At 72.9% G+C, this 24,415-nt stretch carries 20 protein-coding genes; 10 read left to right on the forward strand and 10 right to left on the reverse strand.

The features are described from left to right. Positions 1-97: 97 nt before the first annotated feature. Positions 98-376: a PspA-associated protein PspAA gene (pspAA, locus tag J8M51_RS16510; protein ID WP_086760523.1), complete on the reverse strand. Its 279-nt coding sequence runs from the start codon at positions 374-376 to the stop codon at positions 98-100. Between the two features lie 27 nt (positions 377-403). After that, positions 404-1,207, reverse strand: coding sequence for a PspA/IM30 family protein (locus tag J8M51_RS16515; protein ID WP_086760522.1), 804 nt, complete (start codon positions 1,205-1,207; stop codon positions 404-406). Positions 1,208-1,542: 335 nt separating this feature from the next. Here J8M51_RS16515 and J8M51_RS16520 point away from each other — a divergent pair, with 335 nt between their 5' ends. Together J8M51_RS16520 and J8M51_RS16525 are read left to right on the forward strand one after the other, a co-directional pair. After that, positions 1,543-2,172: a DUF3043 domain-containing protein gene (locus tag J8M51_RS16520; RefSeq protein WP_179203329.1), complete on the forward strand. Its 630-nt coding sequence runs from the start codon at positions 1,543-1,545 to the stop codon at positions 2,170-2,172. An 83-nt stretch (positions 2,173-2,255) separates the two neighbouring features. Beyond that, a complete protein-coding gene (locus J8M51_RS16525; RefSeq protein WP_086760519.1) occupies positions 2,256-2,966 on the forward strand; it encodes a class I SAM-dependent methyltransferase in 711 nt (236 codons plus the stop codon). A 255-nt stretch (positions 2,967-3,221) separates the two neighbouring features. Here the strand turns inward: J8M51_RS16525 and J8M51_RS16530 are convergent, their stop codons facing one another. Further along, positions 3,222-3,425: a hypothetical protein gene (locus tag J8M51_RS16530; protein WP_086764748.1), complete on the reverse strand. Its 204-nt coding sequence runs from the start codon at positions 3,423-3,425 to the stop codon at positions 3,222-3,224. A gap of 126 nt (positions 3,426-3,551) precedes the next feature. On the opposite strand from J8M51_RS16530, the gene J8M51_RS16535 reads away from it, so the two are divergent. Beyond that, the gene (locus tag J8M51_RS16535) at positions 3,552-4,754 is read left to right on the forward strand and encodes a bifunctional adenosylcobinamide kinase/adenosylcobinamide-phosphate guanylyltransferase (protein ID WP_267299237.1); all 1,203 of its coding nucleotides are present in this window, start codon (positions 3,552-3,554) and stop codon (positions 4,752-4,754) included. Here the strand turns inward: J8M51_RS16535 and J8M51_RS16540 are convergent. Beyond that, complete coding sequence (locus J8M51_RS16540; RefSeq protein ID WP_086758974.1) at positions 4,743-5,633, reverse strand: class I SAM-dependent methyltransferase; 891 nt, start codon at positions 5,631-5,633, stop codon at positions 4,743-4,745. The genes J8M51_RS16535 and J8M51_RS16540 overlap by 12 nt on opposite strands. A gap of 171 nt (positions 5,634-5,804) precedes the next feature. On the opposite strand from J8M51_RS16540, the gene cobT reads away from it, so the two are divergent. Next, positions 5,805-6,917 carry a nicotinate-nucleotide--dimethylbenzimidazole phosphoribosyltransferase gene (gene cobT, locus J8M51_RS16545; RefSeq protein ID WP_086758976.1) on the forward strand — a complete coding sequence of 371 codons (1,113 nt, stop codon included), beginning with the start codon at positions 5,805-5,807 and terminating at the stop codon, positions 6,915-6,917. Between the two features lie 176 nt (positions 6,918-7,093). Beyond that, on the forward strand, positions 7,094-8,824 hold the full coding sequence (locus J8M51_RS16550; RefSeq protein WP_086758977.1) for a phosphatidylglycerol lysyltransferase domain-containing protein: 1,731 nt from the start codon (positions 7,094-7,096) through the stop codon (positions 8,822-8,824). A 671-nt stretch (positions 8,825-9,495) separates the two neighbouring features. Here J8M51_RS16550 and J8M51_RS16555 read toward each other — a convergent pair. Then, positions 9,496-10,362 (reverse strand): hypothetical protein, encoded by an 867-nt coding sequence (locus tag J8M51_RS16555; protein WP_267299238.1) that lies wholly within the window; start codon positions 10,360-10,362, stop codon positions 9,496-9,498. Between the two features lie 70 nt (positions 10,363-10,432). On the opposite strand from J8M51_RS16555, the gene J8M51_RS16560 reads away from it, so the two are divergent. Next, a complete protein-coding gene (locus J8M51_RS16560; protein WP_216591199.1) occupies positions 10,433-11,242 on the forward strand; it encodes an adenosylcobinamide-GDP ribazoletransferase in 810 nt (269 codons plus the stop codon). Between the two features lie 15 nt (positions 11,243-11,257). Here J8M51_RS16560 and J8M51_RS16565 read toward each other — a convergent pair whose 3' ends face one another. The 5 genes from J8M51_RS16565 to J8M51_RS16585 all read right to left on the reverse strand — a co-directional run bounded on the left by J8M51_RS16565 (position 11,258) and on the right by J8M51_RS16585 (position 17,908). Continuing rightward, positions 11,258-12,067: an endo alpha-1,4 polygalactosaminidase gene (locus J8M51_RS16565; protein ID WP_267299239.1), complete on the reverse strand. Its 810-nt coding sequence runs from the start codon at positions 12,065-12,067 to the stop codon at positions 11,258-11,260. Then, positions 12,064-12,744, reverse strand: coding sequence for a spherulation-specific family 4 protein (locus tag J8M51_RS16570; protein ID WP_086764625.1), 681 nt, complete (start codon positions 12,742-12,744; stop codon positions 12,064-12,066). Before J8M51_RS16570 ends, J8M51_RS16565 begins: the two co-directional genes overlap by 4 nt. After that, the gene (locus J8M51_RS16575) at positions 12,741-14,234 is read right to left on the reverse strand and encodes a hypothetical protein (protein ID WP_267299240.1); all 1,494 of its coding nucleotides are present in this window, start codon (positions 14,232-14,234) and stop codon (positions 12,741-12,743) included. The genes J8M51_RS16570 and J8M51_RS16575 overlap by 4 nt, the downstream gene beginning before the upstream one ends. After that, positions 14,231-15,754: a GT4 family glycosyltransferase PelF gene (gene pelF, locus J8M51_RS16580; RefSeq protein WP_267299241.1), complete on the reverse strand. Its 1,524-nt coding sequence runs from the start codon at positions 15,752-15,754 to the stop codon at positions 14,231-14,233. Before pelF ends, J8M51_RS16575 begins: the two co-directional genes overlap by 4 nt. 120 nt (positions 15,755-15,874) lie before the next feature. Then, positions 15,875-17,908, reverse strand: coding sequence for a hypothetical protein (locus J8M51_RS16585; RefSeq protein WP_086760515.1), 2,034 nt, complete (start codon positions 17,906-17,908; stop codon positions 15,875-15,877). 498 nt (positions 17,909-18,406) lie between these two features. Here J8M51_RS16585 and J8M51_RS16590 point away from each other — a divergent pair, with 498 nt between their 5' ends. The 4 genes from J8M51_RS16590 (at position 18,407) to J8M51_RS16605 (ending at position 24,378) form a co-directional block, all read left to right on the forward strand. Beyond that, positions 18,407-19,933 (forward strand): leucyl aminopeptidase, encoded by a 1,527-nt coding sequence (locus J8M51_RS16590; protein WP_086760512.1) that lies wholly within the window; start codon positions 18,407-18,409, stop codon positions 19,931-19,933. Positions 19,934-20,222: 289 nt separating this feature from the next. Beyond that, positions 20,223-21,611 (forward strand): dihydrolipoyl dehydrogenase, encoded by a 1,389-nt coding sequence (lpdA, locus tag J8M51_RS16595; RefSeq protein ID WP_216591203.1) that lies wholly within the window; start codon positions 20,223-20,225, stop codon positions 21,609-21,611. A gap of 60 nt (positions 21,612-21,671) precedes the next feature. Next, positions 21,672-23,468, forward strand: a complete 1,797-nt coding sequence (gene sucB, locus J8M51_RS16600; protein WP_267299242.1) for a 2-oxoglutarate dehydrogenase, E2 component, dihydrolipoamide succinyltransferase — start codon at positions 21,672-21,674, stop codon at positions 23,466-23,468. Positions 23,469-23,736: 268 nt separating this feature from the next. Next, positions 23,737-24,378: a GntR family transcriptional regulator gene (locus J8M51_RS16605; protein ID WP_045555398.1), complete on the forward strand. Its 642-nt coding sequence runs from the start codon at positions 23,737-23,739 to the stop codon at positions 24,376-24,378. Positions 24,379-24,415: the final 37 nt, after the last annotated feature.

A 24,415-nucleotide genomic window follows, 5' to 3' on the forward strand; every position in this document is an offset into this window, starting at 1 on the left:
TGGAGGGGTGAGTGGGTGGGTGCGGGTTCGGTGGGGCTTCTCGCGCAGTTCCCCGCGCCCCTGAGACGCGGGGCTGCGCCCCTGCCTTTCACGCTGCTCAGCCCGGGATCAGGCCGTCGTCGCTCAGCATCTCCCTGACCTGTTCCAGGGTCGCGTCCGGGGACGGGAGGATGAGTTCCGAGGGTTCCAGGGAGTCGTCGGGCAGGGGCGTGCCCAGTTCGCGGACCTTGTCCAGGAGGGCGTGGAGGGTGTGGCGGAAGCCCGAGCCGTCGCCGACCTCCATTTCCGCCAGGAGTACGTCGTCCAGCTTGTTCAGCTCGGCGAAGTGGACGTCGTCCAGCCTCACCTGCCCCTCCCCCATGATCCGTACGATCATGTCGCCCTCCTCAGGGACGAGAGACGGCTACTGCTTGTCGAAGCGCGGAGTGTCCTGCCGCTGGGACTGCTGCTGCGGGGCCGACTCACCGGTGCCGCCCTCGATGGCCTGCTGCTGCGCGGACGGGCCGCCCGCCAGCTCGGCCTTCATGCGCTGGAGCTCCAGCTCGACGTCCGTACCGCCGGAGAGGCGGTCCAGCTCGGCCTGGATGTCGTCCTTGTGCATCCCGGACGGGTCGTCGAGGGCACCGGAGGCGAGCAGCTCGTCGATGGCGCCGGCGCGGGCCTGGAGCTGCGCGGTCTTGTCCTCGGCGCGCTGGATGGCGAGACCGACGTCGCCCATCTCCTCGGAGATGCCGGAGAACGCCTCGCCGATCCGGGTCTGGGCCTGGGCGGCGGTGTACGTGGCCTTGATCGTCTCCTTCTTCGTACGGAAGGCGTCGACCTTGGCCTGCAGGCGCTGCGCGGCGAGGGTGAGCTTCTCCTCCTCGCCCTGGAGGGTGGAGTGCTGCGTCTCCAGGTCCGTCACCTGCTGCTGGAGCGCGGCGCGGCGCGAGAGCGCCTCGCGGGCCAGGTCCTCGCGGCCCAGCGCGAGCGCCTTGCGGCCCTGGTCCTCCAGCTTCGAGGACTGGGACTGGAGCTGGTTGAGCTGGAGCTCCAGGCGCTTGCGGGAGGTGGCGACGTCGGCCACGCCCCGGCGCACCTTCTGGAGCAGCTCCAGCTGCTTCTGATACGAGTAATCAAGGGTCTCGCGCGGGTCCTCGGCCCGGTCAAGGGCCTTGTTCGCCTTCGCGCGGAAGATCATCCCCATACGCTTCATGACACCGCTCATGGGCTTCGCGCGCCCCCTTCTGACGGACTCCAGCTCACAGGTCTGCGACAGAACCCACAGTACGGGCCCTGCATCTATTACCGCACTGTTCGGGGACCGATGCGCTCATCCCCAAGGACGACTGTGTACGGCGCCGCTCCGGCGTAGGGAGTAGGTGTCTCCCGGGGTCGCGTACGGGCCACTCACCGGAATACCTCAGACGTCCTACGGGCGAACCGCCACCGCACTTCCCCCCTTTTCCGGCTTTTCGGGTTTCCCCGACCACTTTCACCCCAGCTCTGTCTCCAGCAAGGACGCCGGGTGTTGCCGGATCGTTCCCCACTCGGCTGGGGTCCATGCCCCGGCACCCCGTACCCTTGGGTTTTGTGTTCCGTAGCCGCGCCAAGAGCGAGAGGGAATCGGCCGCCGCCAAGGCGCTGGTGACCGACTCCAAGCAGACCCGTGACCCGCAGGCCCCCAAGGGTCGTCCCACTCCCAAGCGGAGTGAGGCCCAGGGGCAGCGCCGTAGCGTCGCCAACACGCCGACGACGCGCAAGGAGGCCGCCAAGCGCTCCCGCGACGAGCGCCGCTCCGCGATGGAGAAACAGCGTCAGGCGCTGGCCACCGGGGACGAGCGCTATCTGCCCGCCCGGGACAAGGGTCCCGTGCGCAGGTTCGCCCGCGACTTCGTGGACTCGCGCTTCCACATCGCGGAATTCTTCCTGCCGCTCGCCGTGATCATCCTGGTGCTGAGCATGGTGCAGGTCGCATCGCTGCAGAACATCGCGCTGCTGCTGTGGCTCTTCGTGATCGTGCTGATCGTGGTCGACTCGATCAGCCTGGGCTTCCGTCTGAAGAAGCAGCTGAACGAGCGCTTCCCCGACGCGAACAAGAAGGGCGCCGTCGCCTACGCCCTGATGCGCACGCTCCAGATGCGTCGCCTCCGGCTGCCGAAGCCGCAGGTCAAGCGCGGAGAGCGGCCCTGAGCACGACCGCATTCTCCGGGGGTGCGGCCGAGGCCTGGCTCAACCGGCTGGGCACGCTGCGTGAGGTCGTCCGACAGGAGCTGGTGTCCCGTCAGCTCGACGAGCAGATAGCCGGCCGCTTCCCGGTCGGGCAGCGGCTGCGGGTGCTCGACGTGGGCATGGGGCAGGGCACCCAGGCCCTGCGGCTGGCCCGGGCCGGTCACGCGGTGACCGGGATCGAGCGTGAGGCGAGGCTGATCGCCGTGGCCCGGGAGGCGCTGGCCGCCGAGCCCGAGGGCATCCGGGGACGGATGCGGATCGTCGAGGGCGACGGCCGGGACACGGGGGTGCACTTCCTGCCCGGCAGTTTCGACGTGGTGCTCTGTCATGGGGTGCTGATGTACGTCGAGGAGCCCGACGCCCTGCTGGCGGGGCTGGCCCGGATGCTGGCGCCCGGAGGACTGCTGTCGCTGCTCGTGCGCAACGGCGACGCGCTCGCGATGCGGGCGGGGCTGGCCGGGGACTGGGCGGGGGCGGTCGCCGCGTTCGACACCACCGCGTACCGGAACCGGCTCGGGCTGGATGTACGGGCGGACCGGCTCGACGCGCTGACGGACGCGCTCGGGGGGATCGGGGCGCCGTTGCACGCCTGGTACGGGGTGCGGGTGTTCACCGATCTCGCCGCGGACGATGCGGGGGTGCCCGAGGGGGCGGACGATCTTGAGGCGCTCCTCTCGGCGGAGGAGCGGGCGGGGCGGACGGATCCGTATCGGCAGGTGGCGGCGTTGTTGCACCTGTGCGGGGTGCGGGGCTGAGGGTCGGGGGGCGCCCAACAGCTCGGGGGTGCGGGGATCGTTGGCGGGTGCGGGTGCGGGTGCGTGGGGGCTGGTCGCGCAGTTCCCCGCGCCCCTGAAAGAGGCCTGCGGCCCTTTCGGGGCGAAAAGCACGGGGCGCAGCCCCTGCTTTTCAGGGGCGCGGGGAACTGCGCGAGAAGCCCCACACACCCGCACCCGACCGCACACCCCCTCGGGGCGGAGCCCCGGACAGGGACCCCGCCCCACCGCGGAGCGCTACGCCTTGAGGCTCATCGGCCCGTAGATCTCGGTCGTGTCCTCGAAGAGACGGACCTGGTCGGCGCCACCCTCCAGCAGCGCTTTCCAGTGCTCGCCGATCCACGACTCGGCATCCCCCTGGGTCGTGAACTCCTCGGGCTGGACCGCGGGCTGGACCTCCGCCCCGTCGGCCTTCTCGAACCGCCACAGCCATGCCGCCATGTGAGCCTCCGTAAGTACCGGCCCGACACCGCACATGCGGCATCGAGCAAGATCCGGTTCCTCCCTGAGCCTAGTCGGACGCACAAGACCTGCGGGTGTTCATCAGGGCACGGGAGACTCGGGGGTGTGGAACTGACATTGCTCGGCACCGGCGCCCCCGCGGGCCTGCCCCGCCCCGACTGTCCGTGCGCGGCGTGCGCGACCGCGCTCGGTGATGCCGCGCGCGGGGCGACCGCGCTGCTCGTGGACGGCACACTGCTGCTCGACCTCACTCCGGGCGCCGCCCTCGCCGCCGCGCGCGCCGGGCACTCGCTGACCGGTGTACGGCAGGTCCTGCTGTCGCATCCGCACGACGGGCCCCCCGTGGAGGTGCCGGCGGGGCTGCCGCAGCCGGGGCGGGTGCCGGACGGGCGGGAGCTGTCGCTGCTGACCGGGCACCGGGTGCGGGCGCTGGCCCTGGACGCGCCGGGCACCGGGTACGCGGTCACCGGCCCGGGCGGGCAGCGGCTGCTGTATCTGCCGCCGGGGGGCGCGCTCGCCGGAATGGAGGAGCGGGCGCAGCCGTACGACATGGTGGTCCTCGATGTGCTGGGGCGGCCGGACGCGCTGGCGCGGCTGCGGGCGGCGGGGGCCGTGGGGCCGACGACCGATGTGGTCGCGGTGCATCTCGACCACGATGTGCCGCCGGACGGCGAGTTGCCGCGCCGGCTCGCGGCGGCGGGCGCGCGCGCCGTGCCGGACGGGACGACGCTGGCGGTGGGCGCCTACCAGGACGTGCCCGACGTGCCGCGCCGCACGCTGGTGCTCGGCGGGGCGCGGTCCGGCAAGTCGGTGGAGGCCGAACGGCGGCTGGAGGCGTTCCCGGACGTGCTGTACGTGGCGACGGGCGGGACGCGGGGCGGGGACGGGGAGTGGGCCGAGCGGGTCGCCGTCCACCGGGAGCGGCGGCCGGGCACCTGGCGCACGGCCGAGACCTGTGACCTGGTGCCGCTGCTGAAGGACGACGAGGGGGCGCCGCTGCTCATCGACTGTCTGTCGCTGTGGCTGACCGACGCGATGGACGCGGTGGGCGCGTGGGACGACGCGGAGTGGGGCGGTGGTGGGGAGCGCGCGCTCCGGGCGCGTGTCGCCGAGCTGACCGACACCGTACGGCGCACGCGCCGCACGGTGGTCGCCGTCTCCAACGAGGTCGGCTCCGGCATCGTCCCCGCCACCGCCTCCGGCCGCCGCTACCGCGACGAACTCGGGCGCCTGAACGCGGCCTTCGCGGACGAGTGCGAGCACGTGCTGCTGGTGGTGGCGGGACAGGCCCTGTCGCTACGGGGCTGAGGACGAGGAGTCGGGGGCGGCCGGGTGCGGGAGGCGGCGCGCGATGATGCGGTGCGCGCGGGGCGGAAGGGGAGCGCAGGCGCGGCGGGACAGCACTTCGTAGCCCAGGGACTCCAGCTCGGCGAGCAGATTGTGCAGGGGCATCAGGTGGAGGGGGCGCGGGCGGTCGGACGGCCTCCAGTGCCGCCGTCGTCCGCCGGGCAGCACACCCAACGGACGGGCCGGGTCCGGGACTTCGAGAAGGAGATGGCCGCCGGGGCGCAGGACCGCGCGGGCGGCGCGGAGTTCCGCACGGGGGTCGGTGGTGTGTTCGAGGTGGTGGAACATGCTGACCACGTCGTAGCGGGCGCGCAGCCGCGCGGTGATGTCCGGGTCGGTGAGCAGGCCCCGGTGCGCCTCCTCCACCCGTCCCGCCTCCCAGGCCCGTTCGACGCGCGGTGTCGGGTCGAGGCCGTCGAAGGAGGTGTACGGGTGGATCTCGCGCGCGGCCTCCGGGAAGTGGCCGTGGCCGGTGCCGACGTCGAGCCAGCTCTCCGGTTCGGGGTACGGCAGCAGGGCGCGGGCCGCGCCCCGGAGATGCCGGCGGCGGCCTCGCCCGACGGGGCTCGGGCCCGAGTCGTCCTCGGCGGCGTGCTGGTGGTGGCGGAGCAGGAGGCCGTCCGTCGTGGGCGGGGGGTTCTGGAAGGCGTGCGCGCACTCCCGGCACTCCTCCACCACGAACGTGCCGGGTGTGCGCCGTCTCCCTCCCGGCGCGCGCACCCGCGTACGCAACTGCCGCGAGCCGCACCACGGGCAGTCGGTGCGGCGCGGTTCGTGGAAGGGGTCGACTCCCGGTTCTCCGGTGCGGGGGCCGGGCTCCGGCCGCGGGGTGGGGGACATGGCGGCTCCTGGGACAGCGGGACGGGCACGTGGACATTCGCCTCAAAAAGGTACGTAGGTGGTGGCGGTCCCGGTCGCAATGACGTGCCGGTGGCGCGGGGGGACGTCCGTACGTCACGGGGTCGCGGTGTGGCGCGGTCGTGTTCGATCGCTGCCGGTACTGTTCGGCGAATGAGCTCGCTTAATCTCGACGACTTCACCGATCTGATCGAGCGCCCCGACGGTGGGGTGCGCCGCGACGCCGAGGCGCGGCGGGAGAGGCAGATCGTGCCGGCCGGGGCGCTGGGCCGCCTCGACGAACTGGGTGAGTGGCTGGCGGCGGCGCAGTCGGCCGTGCCGGTGCGGCCCGTCCGCCAGGCCCGGGTGCTGCTGTTCGCGGGCGACCACGGGATCGCCGAACTCGGCGTCTCCGCGCGGGCCGCGGGCACCGCGGACCAGTTGGTGCGGGGCGTCCTCGACGGCAGCAGCCCGGTGGCGGTGCTGGCCCGGCAGCTCGACGTCCCCGTACGCGTGGTGGATCTCGCGCTCGACTGCGACCCCGAGGCGCTGCCCGCCGAGGTCGTGCGGCGCCGGGTGCGGCGCGGGTCGGGACGGATCGATGTCGAGGACGCGCTGACGGCGGAGGAGGCGGAGGCCGCGTTCCGGGTGGGCGTCGCCCTCGCGGACGAGGAGGCGGACTCCGGGACCGATCTCGTCGTCCTCGGCGATGTGAGCGTCGGCGGGACGACGGCGGCGGCGGTGCTCGTGGCCGGGCTGTGCGGGACCGACGCGTCCGTGGTCACGGGTCGCGGCGGGCGGGCGATCGACGATCTGGCGTGGATGCGCAAGTGCGCGGCCGTACGGGACTCGCTGCGGCGGGCCCGGCCGGTCCTCGGGGACCAGTTGCAGCTGCTGGCGACCGTGGGCGGGGCGGATCTCGCCGCCATGACCGGGTTCCTGCTGCAGAGCGCGGTGCGCAAGACGCCGGTGATCCTGGACGGTGTGGTGTCGGCAGCGTGTGCGCTGGTCGCCCAGCGGGTCGCGTTCCGCGCGCCGGACTGGTGGCTGGCCGGGCAGAGCAGCGGGGAGCCGGCGCAGGCCAAGGCGCTCGACCGGATGGCCATCGAGCCGCTGCTCGACCACGGGGTGAAGGTCGGCGAGGGCGCGGGCGCGCTGCTGGCGCTCCCGCTGGTGCGGGCGGCCTCGGCGCTGGCGGCGGAGCTGCCCGAGCGGGAGGCTCCGCCGGCGGAGCCGGTGAAGGAGACCGGGGAGAAGCATCCCGCCGAGGAGTACGACGCGACGTAGTCCGCCGCTTGCCCCCGGGGGCGTGGTCGGGTGCGGCTCCGGTGGGACTTCTCGCGCGGCTCCCCGTGCCCCTGAAGAGCAGGGGCTGCGCCCCGTGCCCCTGAAGAGCAGGGGCTGCGCCCCGTGCCCCCGTACCCGCGCCCGAAAACGGGACCCGCACCCTAATATCCCCTTGCATGGGAAATGTCCGGTCCCGGCGGGCCGCCGGCTTCGCCGTCTGGTATCTGCGGGTCGTCGCGTTCGTCAATGTCCTCGGGGCCGTGTGGGTGTCGCTGGGCCAGGATCTGCGGCGGCACAACACGGAGGACTACTTCACCCCGTATCTGCTGACGGCAGGATTCGCGACGGGCGTGTTCACGACGTTCCTGGCGATCACGATGCGGCGCCGGAAGCGGGCGGCGTGGATTCTGAACCTGGTGCTGGGCGGGTTCTTCCTGCTGCTGTTCCTGTTCGCGATGGCGTTCGACGAGATCCGGCAGCACGCGCAGAACTGGGTGTCCACCGCGCTGACCGCCGCCTTCGTGGTCGCGCTGCTGCTGGGGCGGCGGGAGTTCTACGCCAAGGGCGACCGGTCCAACCCCCGGCTCGCCACCGCCGTCGCGCTCGGCGGCCTGCTCGTCTGCTCCCTGTTCGCCGCACTCCTCGTCACGGTCACCAACGAGGCCGACGACGCGCACCGCTCGTCGTTCTGGGACCGCTGGGGGTACGGCGCCCTGCGGCTGGTCTCGGTCGCCGCAGACGACTCCGGCTTCGTCGGGATCACCACGCCCACCTGGGTGAACGTCATCATCAACATGCTCAGCACCCTGCTGGTCCTCGCCGTGTTCTACGCGGCCTTCCGCTCCCGGCGCGCCGTCGACCCGCTCACCGAGGACGACGAGGCGCGGCTGCGGGCGCTGCTGGAGCGCAACGGCGACCGGGACTCCCTCGGCTACTTCGCGCTGCGGCGGGAGAAGAGCGTCGTGTGGTCGCCCACGGGCAAGGCCGGGGTCGTCCACCGCGTGCTGGGCGGGGTCTCGCTCGCCTCCGGCGATCCGATCGGCGATCCCGAGGCCTGGCCCGGCGCCATCGAGCCCTGGCTCGCCGAGGCGCGGGCGCACGGCTGGATCCCGGCGGTGATGGGGGCGAGCGAGGAGGCGGGCACCGTGTACGCGCGGCACGGGCTGGACGCGCTGGAACTGGGCGACGAGGCGATCGTCGAGACCGCCGAGTTCACGCTCGACGGACGGGCCATGCGGACCGTCCGGCAGGCCTACAACCGGGTGAAGCGGGCCGGGTACACCGTCCGGATCCGGCGTCATGCCGACATCCCGGAAAACGAGATGGCGCATCTCCTGCGCCGGGCCGACGACTGGCGGGACGGGGAGACCGAGCGCGGGTTCAGCATGGCCCTCGGGCGGCTCGGCGACCCCGGCGACGGGCAGTGCGTGATGCTCGAATGCGCCGACGGCGACGGGGAGTCGCGGGCGCTGCTGTCCTTCGTGCCCTGGGGGCCGCGCGGGCTCTCGCTCGACCTCATGCGGCGGGACCGCGACGCGGAGAACGGGCTGATGGAGTTCATGGTGATCGAACTCCTCCAGCGGGCCGGGGAGATCGGGATCACGCAGGTCTCGCTCAACTTCGCCATGTTCCGCTCGGTCTTCGAACGTGGCGGGCGCCTCGGCGCCGGGCCGGTACTGCGGCTGTGGCGGTCGCTGCTCAGCTTCTTCTCGCGCTGGTGGCAGATCGAGTCGCTGTACCGGGCCAACGCCAAGTACCGGCCCATCTGGGAGCCGCGGTTCCTGCTCTTCGAGAAGAGCGCGGATCTGCCGCGCATCGCCATCGCCTCGGCCCGCGCGGAGGGCTTCCTGGAGGCACCGGGACTGCCGAGGTGGCTGCGCCGCAGACACCTGGAGCCGCACGGATGAGGGCATGAGCAGGATGAGGACACGACGAGCATGAACAGGGCCGCCCGCTGGGCCCGCGCCGAATGGGGGTTCCTGTACGACACCGTGCGCCCGGCGCTCGCGCGGCACCCGCTGCGGTCGATCCCCCTGACGCTCGCCGCCGTCTGTCTGGCGGCCGGTGTCCACCTCGTGCACAGCCGGTCCTGGGGTTACCGGTTCATCGAGGACGTCGGCGCCGTACGCGCCGAGGACCCGCTCGGGCTCGCGCTGCTGCGCACCCCGCTCTCCCTGTTCGTACCGGCGCTGGATCTGCCCGTGTGGGGTGCGCTGGCGCAGATCCTGATCGTGTTCGGGATCGCGGAGATCTGTCTGGGGAGGCGGCGCACCCTGGCGCTCGCGTACGTCGCCACGCTGGCCGGCACGCTGTACGCGCGCGTGGGCATCGCGCTCGGCCCGGACGCGTTCCTCGTGGGGCTGCCCGCCTCGGACGCGCGGGTCGTGGACACGGGGCCCTCGGCGGCCGTGGTGGGGCTCGCGGTGTACGTGGGGTGGCGCTGTCGGGCCTACGTGACCGCGGGCGCGGTGGTCGTGGCGATGGCCGTCGAGGTGCTGGTGAAGGAGAACCTCGCGGGCAAGGAGCATCTGGCGGCGATCGCGGCGGTGCTGGTGGTGTGCGCGGCCGAGGCCGTACGTCAACGGCGCTCCGGCGGGTCGGGCGGACCGGGTCGGGCGGCGGGAGCGGACGGGCGCGGCGGGTCCGGCGGAGCCGGGGAGCCGCCCGGGGGCAGCGAGGGGCGGGTCGCCGATTCCAGGGCGGGGGGCGCGTCCGGGGTGCCGCCGATCCAGTCCTGGAGACGGCGGCTGGGGCCCGTCCAGCGGCGGTCGTGGCGGTAGGCGCGTTTCCAGGAGCGGGCGCGGGCGCGCGGCCGCCGCCGGTAGAAGCGCCGGGACCAGGCGGAGCCGGGGCGGGCCAGGCGGACGGCGCCGACGAGGGCGATGAACGGGATGATCACACCGAAGATCGCGGTGCGGGTCTTGCCCTTGGCGAGGGCGATCAGGGCGATCAGGAAGTTCGAGCCCATGGTGGCCATGACGGCGCCCCGGTCCTGGAGTTCCTCGTCGTCGAGGTCGTTGACGCCGAAGGGGAGGAAGCCGACCAGCATCAGGCCCACCAGGGCGGCCGTCAGCACCACCACCTCGACGCTCTGCCGGCCCGCCTCGCTCCAGTACACGTCGTCGAGGTGCAGGATCAGCGCGAACTCGTCCAGCACCAGGCCCACGCCCATGCCGAACAGCACGGCGGAGAGCAGCGCGCCGAAGCCGTGGCCGTCGCCTGCGACCGAGCCGAAGCCGCCGGCGACGGTGAGGACGACACCGGGCACGACGTGGTGGATGTGGACGCCGCCGCTGCCGCTGATGTTGCGGAAGGGGCCCTTGCCCGCGCGGATCATACGGGTGATGACCCGGGTGATCAGGAACGTCAGTATGAACGCGGTGAGCGCGAGCAGCAGGGGAAGCTTGCCCGGCTCGATGATGTTCCGCTCCCACCAGTGACCCATATGCGAACTTTATCCAGCACGGTCCCCGGCCGCCGCCGAGGCCGTCCGCTCCGCCGGGTAGCCTGCGCCGGTGTCCACGACCCCCGATCCCGCTCCCCCGGCCACGGCCACCGCCGCCGACGGTCTGCGCTTCGCGTTCGGCACCCTCACCGTGCTGCCGGTGACCGTGCGCCGCTGGGACCGCGACGCGGCGCGCGCCGGGATGCTGTGCGCGCCCCTCGCCGGGCTGGTCGTCGGCCTGGCCTCGGCGGCGCTCGGCGGGCTGCTGCTGCTCCTGGGCGCCGGACCGCTGCTCGCCGCCGTGGCCTCCGTCGCCGTACCGGCGGCGCTCACCCGGGGCCTGCATCTGGACGGGCTCGCCGACACCGCCGACGGCCTCGGCAGCGGCAGGCCCGCCGAGGACGCCCTGCGGATCATGAAGCAGTCGGACATCGGACCGTTCGGGGTCGTCACCCTCGTGCTGGTGCTCCTGGCCCAGGTCGCCGCGCTCACCGAGGCGTACGGCGAGTCCTGGGCGCTGGGCGCCCTCGCGGCGGCCGTCTCGGCGACCACCGCCCGGCTGGCCCTGACCCTGGCCGCGCGCGCCGGCGTGCCCGCCGCCCGGCCGGAGGGGCTGGGGGCGGCGGTGGCGGGGGTGGTCCCGGTCCGGGGCGCGCTGCTCGCGACCGTCGCGGTCGGGGGCGCGGCGGCGGGCGCGGGGGCGCTCTTCGGACCGTACGACCTCGCCCGTACGGTCCTCGCGGTCGTCCTCGGCTGCGGTGCCGCCGAACTCCTGCTGCGCCACTGCGTACGGCGGTTCGGCGGTGTCACCGGTGATGTCTTCGGCGGCCTGGCGGAGACGGCGGCGACGGCGGCGCTGGTGGTCCTCACCTTCGGCTGAGCCCCTCCCCCGGGGTCAGCAGGCCTTCCGCCACACCCCCAGCTCCCACTTCTTCAGCAGCGAGCTGAGTTCCAGGCGCCGGGCCTCGGGGCAGAAGTCGCCGGTCGGCAGCTCGTACTCGACGTGGAAGACGGCCTTGCCCGCCTCGATGAACGGGGTGAGGTCCTCGCACTCGTCGTACTGGGCGCACTGTTCGTTGACCGCGAAGTCGAAGTCGTCGACGAGTTCGGGGATCTGGTCGAGGTCGTTCTTCAAGCCGACCGCGAGGCCCCGGTCGTGGGCGAGGCGGGCGACGAGGCGGTTGTAACGGAGCTGGTCGGCTGCCTTGAGGGGGAACCCGGTCCTGTTGCGGTAGCCGTCCATGTTGTCGGGCTCGACGGCGTCGAAGCCCTTCTCCGCGCACATGTCGATGCGGGCGGCCATCAGGGGTTCGAGGACCTCGGTCTCGCGGATGTCGAGCCAGTACTCGCCCTCCCAGCCGTTGCTCTCGCCTATCACCGACTTCGGGAAGTCGTCGGCGTCCGGGCGCCAGTCCTCCCAGGCGCCGGTGGAGAGGTAGCAGATGACCTTGCGGCCGTCGTCGTGCAGGCCGGCGACCGTGCCGGCGGAGTGGTCGAAGCCGTCGATGTCGTAGACGGGGACGTCGACGGAGGTGTCCAGGCGCCCGCTGAGCTGCCACTGCCACGCGGTGCCGGGCTCGGGCCGCCAACGGGTGCCCCCGCCCCTCCCGCCTCCGGTGCCCGGCTCGTCGTCGGGCGCGGTCGTGCACCCCGCAACGAGCAGGAGCAGGGTCAACAGGGCGCTGCGGGCGGGGGCGCGGCTCATCGGGTGGGCTCCAGGGAGTGCGGCAACGTACCCCAGGGATGATCCCCCACGCCGGGTACCGCGCAGTGCACGGAGGCGCCCCGGGCCCGGGCCAGGGCGCCGACGTCGATGTCCGGCGGCACCCCGTGCACCAGATGGCAGACCCGCGCGCCGAGGCCGCGGGTGCCGCCGGGCCAGGGCTCGGGCGGCTGGTCCCGGTACGTCTCCCAGGTGCCCTCGAAGGTGACGACGAGGTCGGCGATCCTGGCGTACGCGGGGTGCGGCGGGGTGCCGTGGTTGAGGGCGAGGGTGGCGGCGCCCGCGCCCCAGACGGCCGCCGCCAGCCGCCGGTAGTAGTCGAACCCGCCGAGTTCGGCGGCCACTTGGTCGAGAAACGTGCCGTCGGTGCCGTACCAGGCGTGGTAGCGGGCCAGTTCGCGGACGACCTCCGCGACGGGCCGGCGGCCGTAGCCGGTGTCGGCGTAGCCGAGGAGCCGTACGCCGGCCGTCCGCAGCCGGCCCGCGACCCGGAGGAACGCCGGGTCGGGGGCGTCGCCCGGACCGGAGGCCGGGTTGAGGACGACGCCGTACAGAAGGGGCGCGGCGGCGACGAGGGCGTCCCATTCGGCGGGGCGGTCGCGGGGGTGCTCGTAGTAGGGGACCAGCAGGGAGGGGCGGAGGGGGGCCGGTGTGCTCATCGGTGTGCCGTCGCCCTCCCCAGCAGTCCGCAGACCAGGCATGCCTGGAGTGCCGCCGCGCCGCCGTACACGAGCAGTCCGGCGCCGTGCGGGTCGCCCGGATGCGTCGCCAGGGCCAGGGTCTGGGCGAGGGCCGTGGCACAGCAGACGGCGGCGGCGCCGAGGACCGCGCCGAACGACTGGAGCAGCAGGCCCGTCCAGAGCACCGCGCCCAGCAGGAGCAGTCCCGCGAAGTGGACGGCGTCCAGGCGTGGGGCGTCGGGCCACAGCCCGGCCGTGGCGTGGGCCAGGACCAGCAGGGAGACGAGGTAGCCGGCCAGGCACTGGACCAGGGTGACCGTGGTGGCCCGCCAGAAGGCGCCCGGGGTGCTGGTGGAGCGCAGTCCGGCGAGGCCTCCGCTGCGGAAGCGGTACAGCAGCCATTCGGCGGGGCCCATGCTGAGCGTGAGCGCCACGGCGGCGGGGGTCGCGACCGAACCGCTCCCCTCGTGGGCGATCAGGTCCCCCACCGCCGCGTACAGCACCAGCACCCCGATGCCGAGCCCGAAGAAGGCGTACGGCAGGGAGGCGGCGAGCCGGGGCGAGGCCTGGGCCTTCGCCTCGGAACCGCCGGCGGCGCCGGGGAGAGTGACTCCTCGGAACCGCGACTGCCGTACGGCGGGCGCCACTTCGTGGGTCGCCAGGAGCACGACCGCCACCAGGGAACCGGCCAGCAGGCTGAGCCGCGCCCAGACGGGCACCGGCTGGACGAGGGCGAACAGCGCGCCCGCCGCCATCGGCGACAGGCTGTGCAGCAGCGCCCGTTCGCGGCCCAGGACCAGCAGGACGGTCGCGGCGCCCAGATAGCAGGCCTCCCCGGCGGCGAAGACCACCGCGCCCGGGTCGCCGTCACCCGCCGCGAGACAGGCGACCGCCGTGCAGAGCAGCGCGCCCGCCGGGGCGCCGACGGCCAAGGAGCGGCGGCACGCGTCACCATCGCCCAGCCCGAGCCAGGAGTACGCCCGGTGGGCGAGCCCCTGGTTCCACATCCAGCCGCACAGGGCGCCCGCCAGCAGCGGGACCGTACCGGCGGGCAGGCCGGAACCGTCCCGGGGGCCGGTCAGCAGGGGGGCGCCGAGGACGTAGGCGAGGCCGGGGAGGGCGAAGACCACTCCGCGCAGCAGACAGCCCAGCAGACCGATCCGCCAGGGGTCGGGCGCGGGGCCCGCCGGTTCGGGGTGGGCGCGCTCGACGCGTTCGTACAGCTCCTCGGCCAGGGCGAAGGAGTTGCGGCAGCCGTAGCGTTCCCGGGTCCGGTCGTCCGACATGCCGTCGGACTCCAGCAGTGCGGCTATCTCGTCCGGGTGGACGGCGGCGGCCACGAACTCGCGGTGCCGGTCCGCGAGTTGGTCGACGGGGTCGGGCTCGGCCCAGCGTGGTCTGCGTTGCCGGGGGACGGCGGGGAGGGTGCCCGGCCGGGGTCCCGGGGGCGTGGACGGGTCGTGGCTCACCGGTCGGCTCCGTCCGTCGGCGCGGAGTGGTACCAGGGGTCGCGCAGTTCGACGGTCCAGTCGGCGACCGTCGCCGGCGCGGGCGCGTACACGGTCTGGTCCCGGCCCGCCAGCTCCCGGTAGATCGTGCGGAAGGCGTCCACGGACCGGCGCAGGGTGAACCGGTCGATCACCCGCCGGCGCGCCGACTCGCCCAGTGCCAGGCGGAGTTCGTCGTCGCGGAGGAGGGTGAGCGCGGCGGCGGCCATCGCCTCCGGTTCGCGCGGCGGGACGACGATCCCGGTGTCGCCGACCGCCTCGCGGACCCCGCCGACATCGGTGGACACGGTCGTACGGCCGCAGGACATGGCCTCGATCAGGGAGAACGGGAAGCCCTCGGAGATGGAGGAGAGCATCACGATGTGCCCGGCGGCGTAGGCCCGCCGGACCTCGGTGACCCGGCCCTCGAAGGTGAGCCCGTCCGTGACGCCCAGGTCGGCGGCGAGTTTCTCCAGCTCGGTGCGGTACCCCTCGCCACCGGGCGGCACGGGCCCGAACAGCCGGAGCCGGGTCCGGGGGATCTCGGCGCGGACCAGGGCGTAGGCGTGCAGCAGTGTCTCCAGGTCCTTGATGGGGTCGACGCGCCCGCACCAGGTGAGGGTGGGCACCTCGGGTTCGGGTCCCGCGTGCGGGAAGGCGGCCGGGTCGACGCCGTTGTAGACCGTGCGGATCCTGTCGGCGTCGGCGCCGCCGCGCTCCTCCCAGCGGCGGTTGTACTGGTTGCAGGGGGTGATGAGGTCGGCGGCGCGGTAGCCGAGCCGGGTCAGCTCGCGGTGGAAGCCGAGCATGAAGGCCTTCACCGGCCAGCGCTGGCCGCTGCCGCGCTGGCCGAGGTAGCGCTCGCGGAGGTAGATGCCGTGCTCGGTGAGCAGGAACGGTACGCCGTCCAGCTCACGGGCGGCGAGCGCGGGCAGGGTGGCCAGACCGCCGCTGACCGCGTGGGCCACGGAGTCCTCCGGGATGCGGGCGCCGAGTGGGCGCAGGGCGTGTTCCAGCAGGTCGGTCGCGGTGAGCGCGTCATGGACCGTGGGGTGCGCGGCGGCCGTCGCCAGGTGCGGCATCGTCCAGATCCACATCAGCGAGCGCAGCGCGGACTCGGTGCGCAGGGCCGCCGACAGGTGTCCGTCGCGGGCCAGCGCGGCGAGTTCGTACAGGGCCGTGCCGAAGTCGCGGGGCGCCTCGGGGTCGAGGACGGAGAGCAGCAGCCGTTCGTAGGAGTCGGTGAAGCGGCGGCGGGCCGCGCCGTACGGGGCGCGGGCGCGGCCGGGGCGCGGGCCCCAGGTGGGTACACAGGTGTGCCGGTACACGTTCGGCGGCAGTTCCCAGGTCACGGGTTCGCGGCCGGTTCCGGTGAGCGACACGAGGTGGAACTCGACGTCGGGCATGCCCCGGACGAGTTGGTCGCACCAGGTGCTGACCCCTCCGTGGACATGCGGGTAGGTGCCTTCGGTGAGCATGGTGACGTGGCGGCCGTCGCGCATGGCTGTGCTGCTCCCCCCGTTGCTGTCGTGCGGATGATGGGTGGGGAACTGCGGGCCCGACCCCGGCTGCGGGTCCGTGGGGGTCGATCGCGCAGTTCCCCGCGCCTCTTCGGGGGCGCTCTACGGCAACTTGAGCTTCACGGCCGACTGCAGTGCCGCCGGCGTCGTCCAGGCCGAGCGGGCTCCCGCGTACGGGGTGCCGAACGCGGTCGTCCCGAGCGGGAGTTGCTGGACGGTTCCCTTCGGTGCCGTCACCGGGATCTCGGTCCCGGAGGGTGCCTTCACCGTCACCGCCGTACCGATCCGGTACGCGGTGACCGTGCCGTTCGTGACGGCGGTCTGCCAGGCGGCCCGGCGCTTCAGCTCGGCGCCGACCGCGCTCTGCCGGGGGCTCTCCAGCGGGGTGTCGGTGGCGAACAGGTCCCGGTAGTCGGCGAGCACCTGGTCCAGGACCGGGTAGAGCAGGCGCTCCTCGGCCAGGTTGGACTGGTGGGCGTAGTGCGGCCGGGGGTCGTTGCCGACGATGTGCAGCAGGGCGGTGCGGACCTCCTGCGGGACGATGTGCGCCGCGTACCCGGTGGCCGGGTCCAGCGGGGCGGCCAGGCAGGTGGAGGTCGCGTTGTTCTCGCAGATCCCGCTGCCGCCGTCGGCCGCCGAGGTGTAGACCCAGTTGTACTCGTCGGCCATCTCGGCGGCCGTGCCCACGTTGTAGTAGACGTTCATCGGGTGGCGCGGCACGGTCAGCGCGGCGCCCACCGGGCGCTGGGCGGGCTCACGGGAGTTGTCGGAGGCGATCCATTTGACACCGTTGTCGGCGAGGGCGCCCGCGAGGTTCGGGTTGTCGTCCGGCTGCTGCGGCAGCGTCCGCAGACCCGAGTGCTCGCCCGTCACCAGTTCGTCGCGCCGCACCGCGAGGCCGCGCGCGACGGCCCAGTCGTGGTTGTCGCGGATCTGCTTCGCGATGTCGGCGCGGCTCAGATAGCGGGTGGTGCCGTTCGCGTTCTTCGCGCAGCTCCACGGGACGGTCGAGGTGTCCTGGACGCAGCCGAGGTACTGGTGGGTGTGGGTGTGGTTGATCCAGCGGTACGCGGCCCGGTCGGCGAGCAGCCGGTCGGTGAGGGCGTCGGTGCCGCCGTTCGCCGCCTTCCACTCCTCGCCGCTGCCCCCGTTGTAGACCATGTCGAGGGTGAAGCCGCTGGACTGCTGCCACTGCCGGGCGTACTCGGCGTCGGCGGCGGTCATCCGGATCGGCTCGGTCCCGGCGCCCTCCCCGTCACCGCAGTTGAAGCTGCCGGGGGTGCAGTTGTGCTCGGTGTCCCAGCGGCTGTCGGGTGCGAAGACGTCGTCGACGTGGACGGCGAAGTAGTTGCGGTTCCGCCCGAGATGCACGCCGTCCGTCAGCCATTCGACGATGCCCCGGGCCAGCACCCGGAACTGCCGCTGGTGCTGGTTGTAGGCGAAGGTGACGACCAGTTCGCGGCGCCCGTCGTGGGCGTACTCGCCGACCAGGCTGCCCCGGCCGCTGCCGCCGGGCACCGGGAGGTCGACGTAGCTGGTGTAGCCGGGGCGGGGCCGGGCGACGAAGCCGTAGCTCTCCTGCGTGGACGCGGAGTTGTCCTCGAAGGTGAACCGCCCGTCCAGATAGCCGAAGCGGCCGGCCTTCCCGGCGGCGGTCACCGTGGCCTCGCGGCCGTCGAGGGAGCCCGCCCAGCCGCCCTCGCTGGTGTAGTCGAGCCCGACCCCGGGGTGCGCCCAGGTGTAGGCGTCGACCTGCGGGATGCCGTACGTCCGCTCGTACGTCTCCAGGGCGGTCTGCTCGGCCGAACCCTCGCCGAAGGGGGCCTCGTTGGGCAGGACCACGCCCTGGTACCTCGCCCGCGGGGTGCCGCCGACGGTGTCGCTCAGGAAGGCCGCGGTGATCGTCGGGCGGGCGGTGTCGTTCAGGTCGACGCGGGTGTACGGCACGCCGGTGCTCTTCAGTTCCTCCGCGATGGCCCGCACGGGGCTGTCGCCGTTGTCCAGCACCAGGACCCTGAGGTCGACACGCGGTGCGGCGGCGGCCGACGCTTCGGGTATGCCCACGCCCGCCGCCAGCAGGCTCGCGCTCGCCACGACCGCGGCGGCGCTCCTCCATCCGGGCACGCTGTGCGTCATGTTCGCCCCTCCCGAAGAAAGATGACCCTCGGCCGGACCGAAGCGCATGCCGAGGGCAGTCCTTGGAAATGATGTGGACCGATGAGTTGATCACTCACCGGCGGGACGAGTGTGTCCCAGGTCAGGGGCGTACGAGGCACGAAAATGACCATGAAGCCACATAGGGGTGAACGCCCGCAGGAGTGATCGAAATCCGGTGGGCACGCTACGCGCGGAGACCCGCGGCGGACTCCGCGCGGACCACGGAACGCGCGATCCCCCTCCCGGCGACAAGGGATCCCCCTATGCCGAAGACATGGGGATCTCCCTGCACGGCCGGAGCGGAAAGTCGGGGAGGCTGGTCGCAGCGGACTCCGCGCGGACGGTGTACGGACGGCGGGAGCGCAACCGGCCGACGACCCAGGTCCGATGGGCCGAACAAGGGCCTAGGCTCGTTCTCGGCACGTCGACCCATCCGTTCGGCCACCGAAACTCAATCGGAAGCGAGATTTCACCACCGTGACTGCTCTCACTCTCAGCACCGCCGCCGCGCCGGGCCTCCGGGTCGACGCGATCGTGGTCGGTGTCGCGAAGGGCGCCGAGGCACCGGTCGTAGCGCCGGGTGCCGAGGCCGTGGACAAGGCGTACGACGGCAGACTGGCCGATGTCCTCACGACCCTCGGCGCCTCGGGCGCGGAGGGCGAGGTGACGAAGCTGCCCGCGCCGTCCGGCTTCAAGGCGCCGCTCGTGGTGGCGGTGGGCCTGGGCGCGGTGCCCGCGAAGGACGGCGCGTTCGCCGCGGAGGCGCTGCGCCGCGCAGCCGGTGCCGCGGCCCGTGCCCTGTCCGGGACGAAGAAGGCCGCGTTCACGCTGCCCGTCGAGTCCGCCGACGCCGTGGCCGCCGTCGCCGAGGGCGCGCTGCTCGGCGCGTACTCGTTCGACGCCTACAAGGAGCAGGGCAAGGACGCGAAGGCGAAGAACGGCAAGGCGCCGCTCGCCGAGGTCACCCTGCTCGGCGCGAAGCCCCGCGACAAGGCCCACAAGGCGGCCGTCGAGCGCGCGATCGCGGTGACCGAGGAGCTGAACCGCGCCCGCGACCTGATCAACACCCCGCCGAACGACCTCGACCCGGAGGCCTTCGCCGCCGTCGCGCAGACCGCGGCCAAGGAGCACGGCATCAAGGTGACCGTCCTCGACGAGAAGGCGCTCGCCAAGGGCGGCTACGGCGGCATCCTCGGCGTCGGCGCGGGCTCGGCGGCCACGCCCCGGCTGGTGCAGCTGTCGTACACCAGCTCCCGGGCGAAGAAGCACCTGGCGTTCGTCGGCAAGGGCATCACCTACGACTCGGGCGGTATCTCCCTCAAGCCCGCCGGGCACAACGAGACGATGAAGTGCGACATGAGCGGTGCCGCCGCCGTGTTCGCCGCGGTCGTCGCCGCCGCCCGGCTCAAGCTGGAGGTCAACATCACGGGCTGGCTCGCCCTCGCCGAGAACATGCCGTCCGGCTCCGCCACCCGCCCGGGTGATGTGCTGCGCATGTACAGCGGCAAGACGGTGGAGGTGCTGAACACCGACGCCGAGGGCCGGCTGGTGCTGGCCGACGCGCTCGCCAAGGCCTCCGAGGACAAGCCGGACGCGATCGTCGACGTGGCGACGCTGACCGGGGCGATGATGCTGGCGCTGGGCAACCGGACCTTCGGGATCATGGCCAACGACGACGCGTTCCGCTCCGCGGTGCACGAGGCGGCCGAGGAGTCGGGCGAGCCGGCGTGGCCGATGCCGCTGCCGGACCACCTGCGCAAGGGGATGGACTCCCCGACCGCCGACATCGCGAACATGGGCGAGCGCTACGGCGGTGGCCTGGTCGCCGGGCTCTTCCTGAAGGAGTTCGTCGGCGAGGGGATCACCTGGGCGCACCTGGACATCGCGGGGCCGGCGTTCAACGAGTCCGGTCCCTTCGGGTACACCCCCAAGGGCGGGACCGGGACGGCCGTGCGGACGCTGGTGCGGCTGGCCGAGCGGGCGGCCTCCGGCGACCTGGGGTGATGTCCGCCTAGCGACTCGGTCCGGTCGGCAGTACGGCGGGTGCGGGGGCGTGGGGGCTGATCGCGCAGTTCCCCGCGCCCCCGAAGGGCGCGCCGCCCACTCCCTCCTTCTCAAGTGAGCGTGTGGTGTCTCACACCCCGGCCCGGCGTCTCGTTCCTTCCCGACAAGTGCGAAGATGGGGCTCGGCAGGACAGGGCCCCCACCACAGGGCCGAAGAAGAGCGGCCGGACCCAGCCGCCGCGCGGTCGTGGACGACCGGCGTACGGCGCACATGCATGGAGGACGTGACGTGGCGAACGACGCCAGCACCGTTTTCGACCTAGTGATCCTCGGCGGTGGTAGCGGTGGTTACGCCGCGGCCCTGCGCGGGGCTCAGCTGGGCCTGGACGTCGCCCTGATCGAGAAGGACAAGGTCGGCGGCACCTGCCTGCACCGGGGATGCATTCCCACGAAGGCCCTGCTCCACGCGGGCGAGATCGCCGACCAGGCCCGCGAGAGCGAGCAGTTCGGTGTGAAGGCCACCTTCGAGGGCATCGACGTGCCCGCCGTGCACAAGTACAAGGACGGTGTGATCTCCGGCCTGTACAAGGGCCTGCAGGGGCTGATCGCCTCCCGCAAGATCACCTACATCGAGGGCGAGGGGCGTCTCTCCTCCCCGACCTCCGTCGACGTCAACGGCCAGCGTGTCCAGGGCCGTCACGTCCTGCTGGCGACCGGCTCCGTGCCGAAGTCGCTGCCGGGCCTGGAGATCGACGGCAACCGGATCATCTCCTCGGACCACGCCCTCGTCCTGGACCGGGTGCCGAAGTCGGCGATCGTCCTCGGCGGCGGTGTCATCGGCGTCGAGTTCGCCTCCGCCTGGAAGTCGTTCGGCACCGACATCACGATCATCGAGGGCCTCAAGCACCTGGCGCCCCTCGAGGACGAGAACTCCTCCAAGCTTCTTGAGCGCGCCTTCCGCAAGCGCGGCATCAAGTTCAACCTGGGCACCTTCTTCTCGAAGGCCGAGTACACCGAGGACGGTGTCAAGGTCACCCTCGCCGACGGCAAGGAGTTCGAGGCCGAGCTGCTGCTCGTCGCCGTCGGCCGCGGCCCCGTCTCGCAGGGTCTGGGCTACGAGGAGCAGGGCGTCGCGATGGACCGCGGCTACGTCCTGGTCGACGAGTACATGCGCACCAACGTCCCGACGATCTCCGCCGTCGGTGACCTGGTCCCGACGCTCCAGCTCGCGCACGTCGGCTTCGCCGAGGGCATCCTGGTGGCGGAGCGTCTGGCCGGCCTGAAGGCCGTGCCGATCGACTACGACGGTGTCCCGCGGGTGACGTACTGCCACCCCGAGGTCGCCTCCGTGGGCATCACCGAGGCCAAGGCCAAGGAGATCTACGGCGCGGACAAGGTCGTCGCTCTGAAGTACAACCTCGCGGGCAACGGCAAGAGCAAGATCCTGAACACCTCGGGCGAGATCAAGCTCGTCCAGGTCAAGGACGGTGCCGTGGTCGGCGTCCACATGGTCGGCGACCGCATGGGCGAGCAGGTGGGCGAGGCCCAGCTGATCTACAACTGGGAAGCCCTCCCCGCCGAGGTCGCCCAGCTCATCCACGCCCACCCGACGCAGAACGAGGCGCTCGGCGAGGCCCACCTGGCCCTCGCGGGCAAGCCGCTGCACTCGCACGACTGACCCCTCGGTCGACGAAGCGACGATCCAGACTTCCGCAATCGTTAAGGAGCAACAGAAACCATGGCGGTTTCCGTAACCCTTCCGGCGCTCGGCGAGAGCGTCACCGAGGGCACTGTCACCCGCTGGCTGAAGGCCGAGGGTGAGCGCGTCGAGGCCGACGAGCCTCTGCTGGAGGTGTCGACCGACAAGGTCGACACCGAGATCCCCTCCCCCGTCGCGGGTGTCCTGGCCTCCATCAAGGTCGCCGAGGACGAGACGGTCGAGGTCGGCGCCGAGCTGGCCCTGATCGACGACGGCACGGGCGCGCCCGCCGCCGCCCCGGCCCCCGCCGCCGAGGAGGCTCCGGCTCCGGCCCCCGAGCCCGCCGCGGCCGCGCCCTCCACCGAGCAGGCCGCCCCCGCGCCCGCCCCGACCGCCGAGGCGGCCACCGGCGGCGGTTCCGCCGAGGGCACCGACGTGGTCCTCCCGGCGCTCGGCGAGTCCGTCACCGAGGGCACCGTCACCCGCTGGCTGAAGGAGGTCGGCGACTCCGTCGAGGCCGACGAGCCGCTGCTCGAGGTCTCCACGGACAAGGTCGACACCGAGATCCCGGCGCCCACCTCCGGTGTGCTCCTGGAGATCACGGTCGCCGAGGACGAGACGGCCGAGGTCGGTGCCAAGCTGGCCGTCATCGGCGCCCCGGGTGCCGCTCCGGCGGCTGCCCCGGCCGCCCCGGCTCCGGCGCCCGCCGCCGCTGCCCCGGCCCCCGCGCCCGCCCCGGCCGCCCCCGCGGCTCCGGCTCCGGCCCCCGCGCCGGCGGCTCCCGCCGCTCCGGCTCCGGCGCCCGCCGCCGCTGCCCCGGCTCCGGCCGCCGCCGCGCCCGCTCCGGTCACCCCGGCTCCGGCCGCTCCCGCGCCGGCCGCCGCCCAGGCGACCGACGAGGGCGCGTACGTCACCCCGCTGGTGCGCAAGCTCGCCGCCGAGAACGGCGTCGACCTGGGCTCCGTCAAGGGCACCGGCGTCGGCGGTCGTATCCGCAAGCAGGACGTCATCGCCGCCGCCGAGGCCGCGAAGGCCGCCGCGGCCGCTCCGGCTCCGGCCGCTGCTGCCGCTCCGGCTTCCGCCGCGAAGAAGGCGCCGACGCTGGAGGCCTCGCCCCTGCGTGGCCAGACCGTCAAGATGCCGCGCATCCGCAAGGTCATCGGCGACAACATGGTCAAGGCACTGCACGAGCAGGCGCAGCTGTCCTCGGTCGTCGAGGTCGACGTCACGCGGCTGATGAAGCTGCGCGCACGGGCCAAGGACTCGTTCGCGGCGCGTGAGGGCGTCAAGCTCTCCCCGATGCCGTTCTTCGTCAAGGCCGCGGCCCAGGCGCTGAAGGCGCACGCGCCGATCAACGCCCGGATCAACGTGGACGAGGGCACGATCACCTACTTCGACGCCGAGAACATCGGTATCGCGGTGGACTCGGAGAAGGGCCTGATGACCCCGGTCATCAAGGGCGCGGGCGACCTCAACATCGCCGGTATCGCCAAGGCCACCGCCGATCTGGCGGGCAAGGTCCGGGCGAACAAGATCACGCCGGATGAGCTCTCCGGCGCGACCTTCACCATCTCCAACACCGGTTCGCGCGGCGCGCTCTTCGACACGATCATCGTGCCGCCGAACCAGGTCGCGATCCTCGGCATCGGCGCCACGGTGAAGCGCCCCGCCGTGATCGAGACGGAGGAGGGCACGGTCATCGGCGTCCGCGACATGACGTACCTGACCCTCTCCTACGACCACCGTCTGGTCGACGGCGCCGACGCGGCCCGTTACCTGACGGCCGTCAAGGCGATCCTGGAGGCGGGCGAGTTCGAGGTCGAGCTCGGCCTGTAGTCCCCGCGTACACACGCTGCGGCGGTGCCCCGTCCGGAGTTCTCCGGGCGGGGCACCGCCGTGTTCGCGCCGGGTCCGGGACGAGGCCCCGGCGCCTGGCCGGTACGGGTCTTTACAAACGGACCCTCCGTGGGAGCGTGTAAGTCTCGTCTCACCTGCGCGAAAGCACCCTCATGCGCCTCTCCACCGGAGGGCCACGGCTTTATTGTCTAGAGGTCAACGCCCTTGGGGCCCGTCCCCCCGCCGGTCCCTCCCCGAAGGAGCCCGCATGACCACCGCGCCCGTCGTCCACTCGCTGCGCGAACAGATCCGCGAGCACATCGTGGAGGGGATCGTGAGCGGGCGGTGGAAGCCGGGTGAGCGGATCGTGGAGCGGCGGATCGCTACGGAGCTGGAGGTCAGCCAGACTCCCGTGCGGGAGGCGTTGCGCGAGCTGGAGTCGCTGCGGTTGATCGAATCCGCGCCGAACAAGGGCGTACGGGTACGGAATCTGACCGCGGCGGACCTGGAGGAGAGCTACCCCGTGCGGGCCGGTCTGGAGGCGATCGCGGCGGAGCTTGCGGCGGAGCGGCTGGCGGAGGACTGCTCGGCCCTGGAGCCGCATGTGGCCGCGCTGTACGAGGCGGACCGCAACGCGGACGGGACGTCCCAGGTGCGGCACACGGTGGCGTTCCACCGTGAGTTGGTGCGGGCGGCGGGCAACTCGGTGCTGCTGCACACGTGGGAGGGGCTGGGGATCGAGGTGTTCACGGCGCTGTCGATCCGGTGGCTGGGGACGGTGCAGCAGTCGTACGCCGAGGAGCACGAGGAGCTGGTCGCGGCGTTCCGTCGCCGTGACCCGCGGATCGCGGACCTGGTCAAGGCCCACGTGTTGGGCTGCGCCCCGCACACGGACGACGAGCCTGCGTAGTTCGGGGCGCGTTTTCGGCTGACGGTCCGGTGGGGGC

It is taken from the genome of Streptomyces griseiscabiei, assembly GCF_020010925.1.
GTDB classification, from domain to species: Bacteria; Actinomycetota; Actinomycetes; order Streptomycetales; family Streptomycetaceae; genus Streptomyces; species Streptomyces griseiscabiei.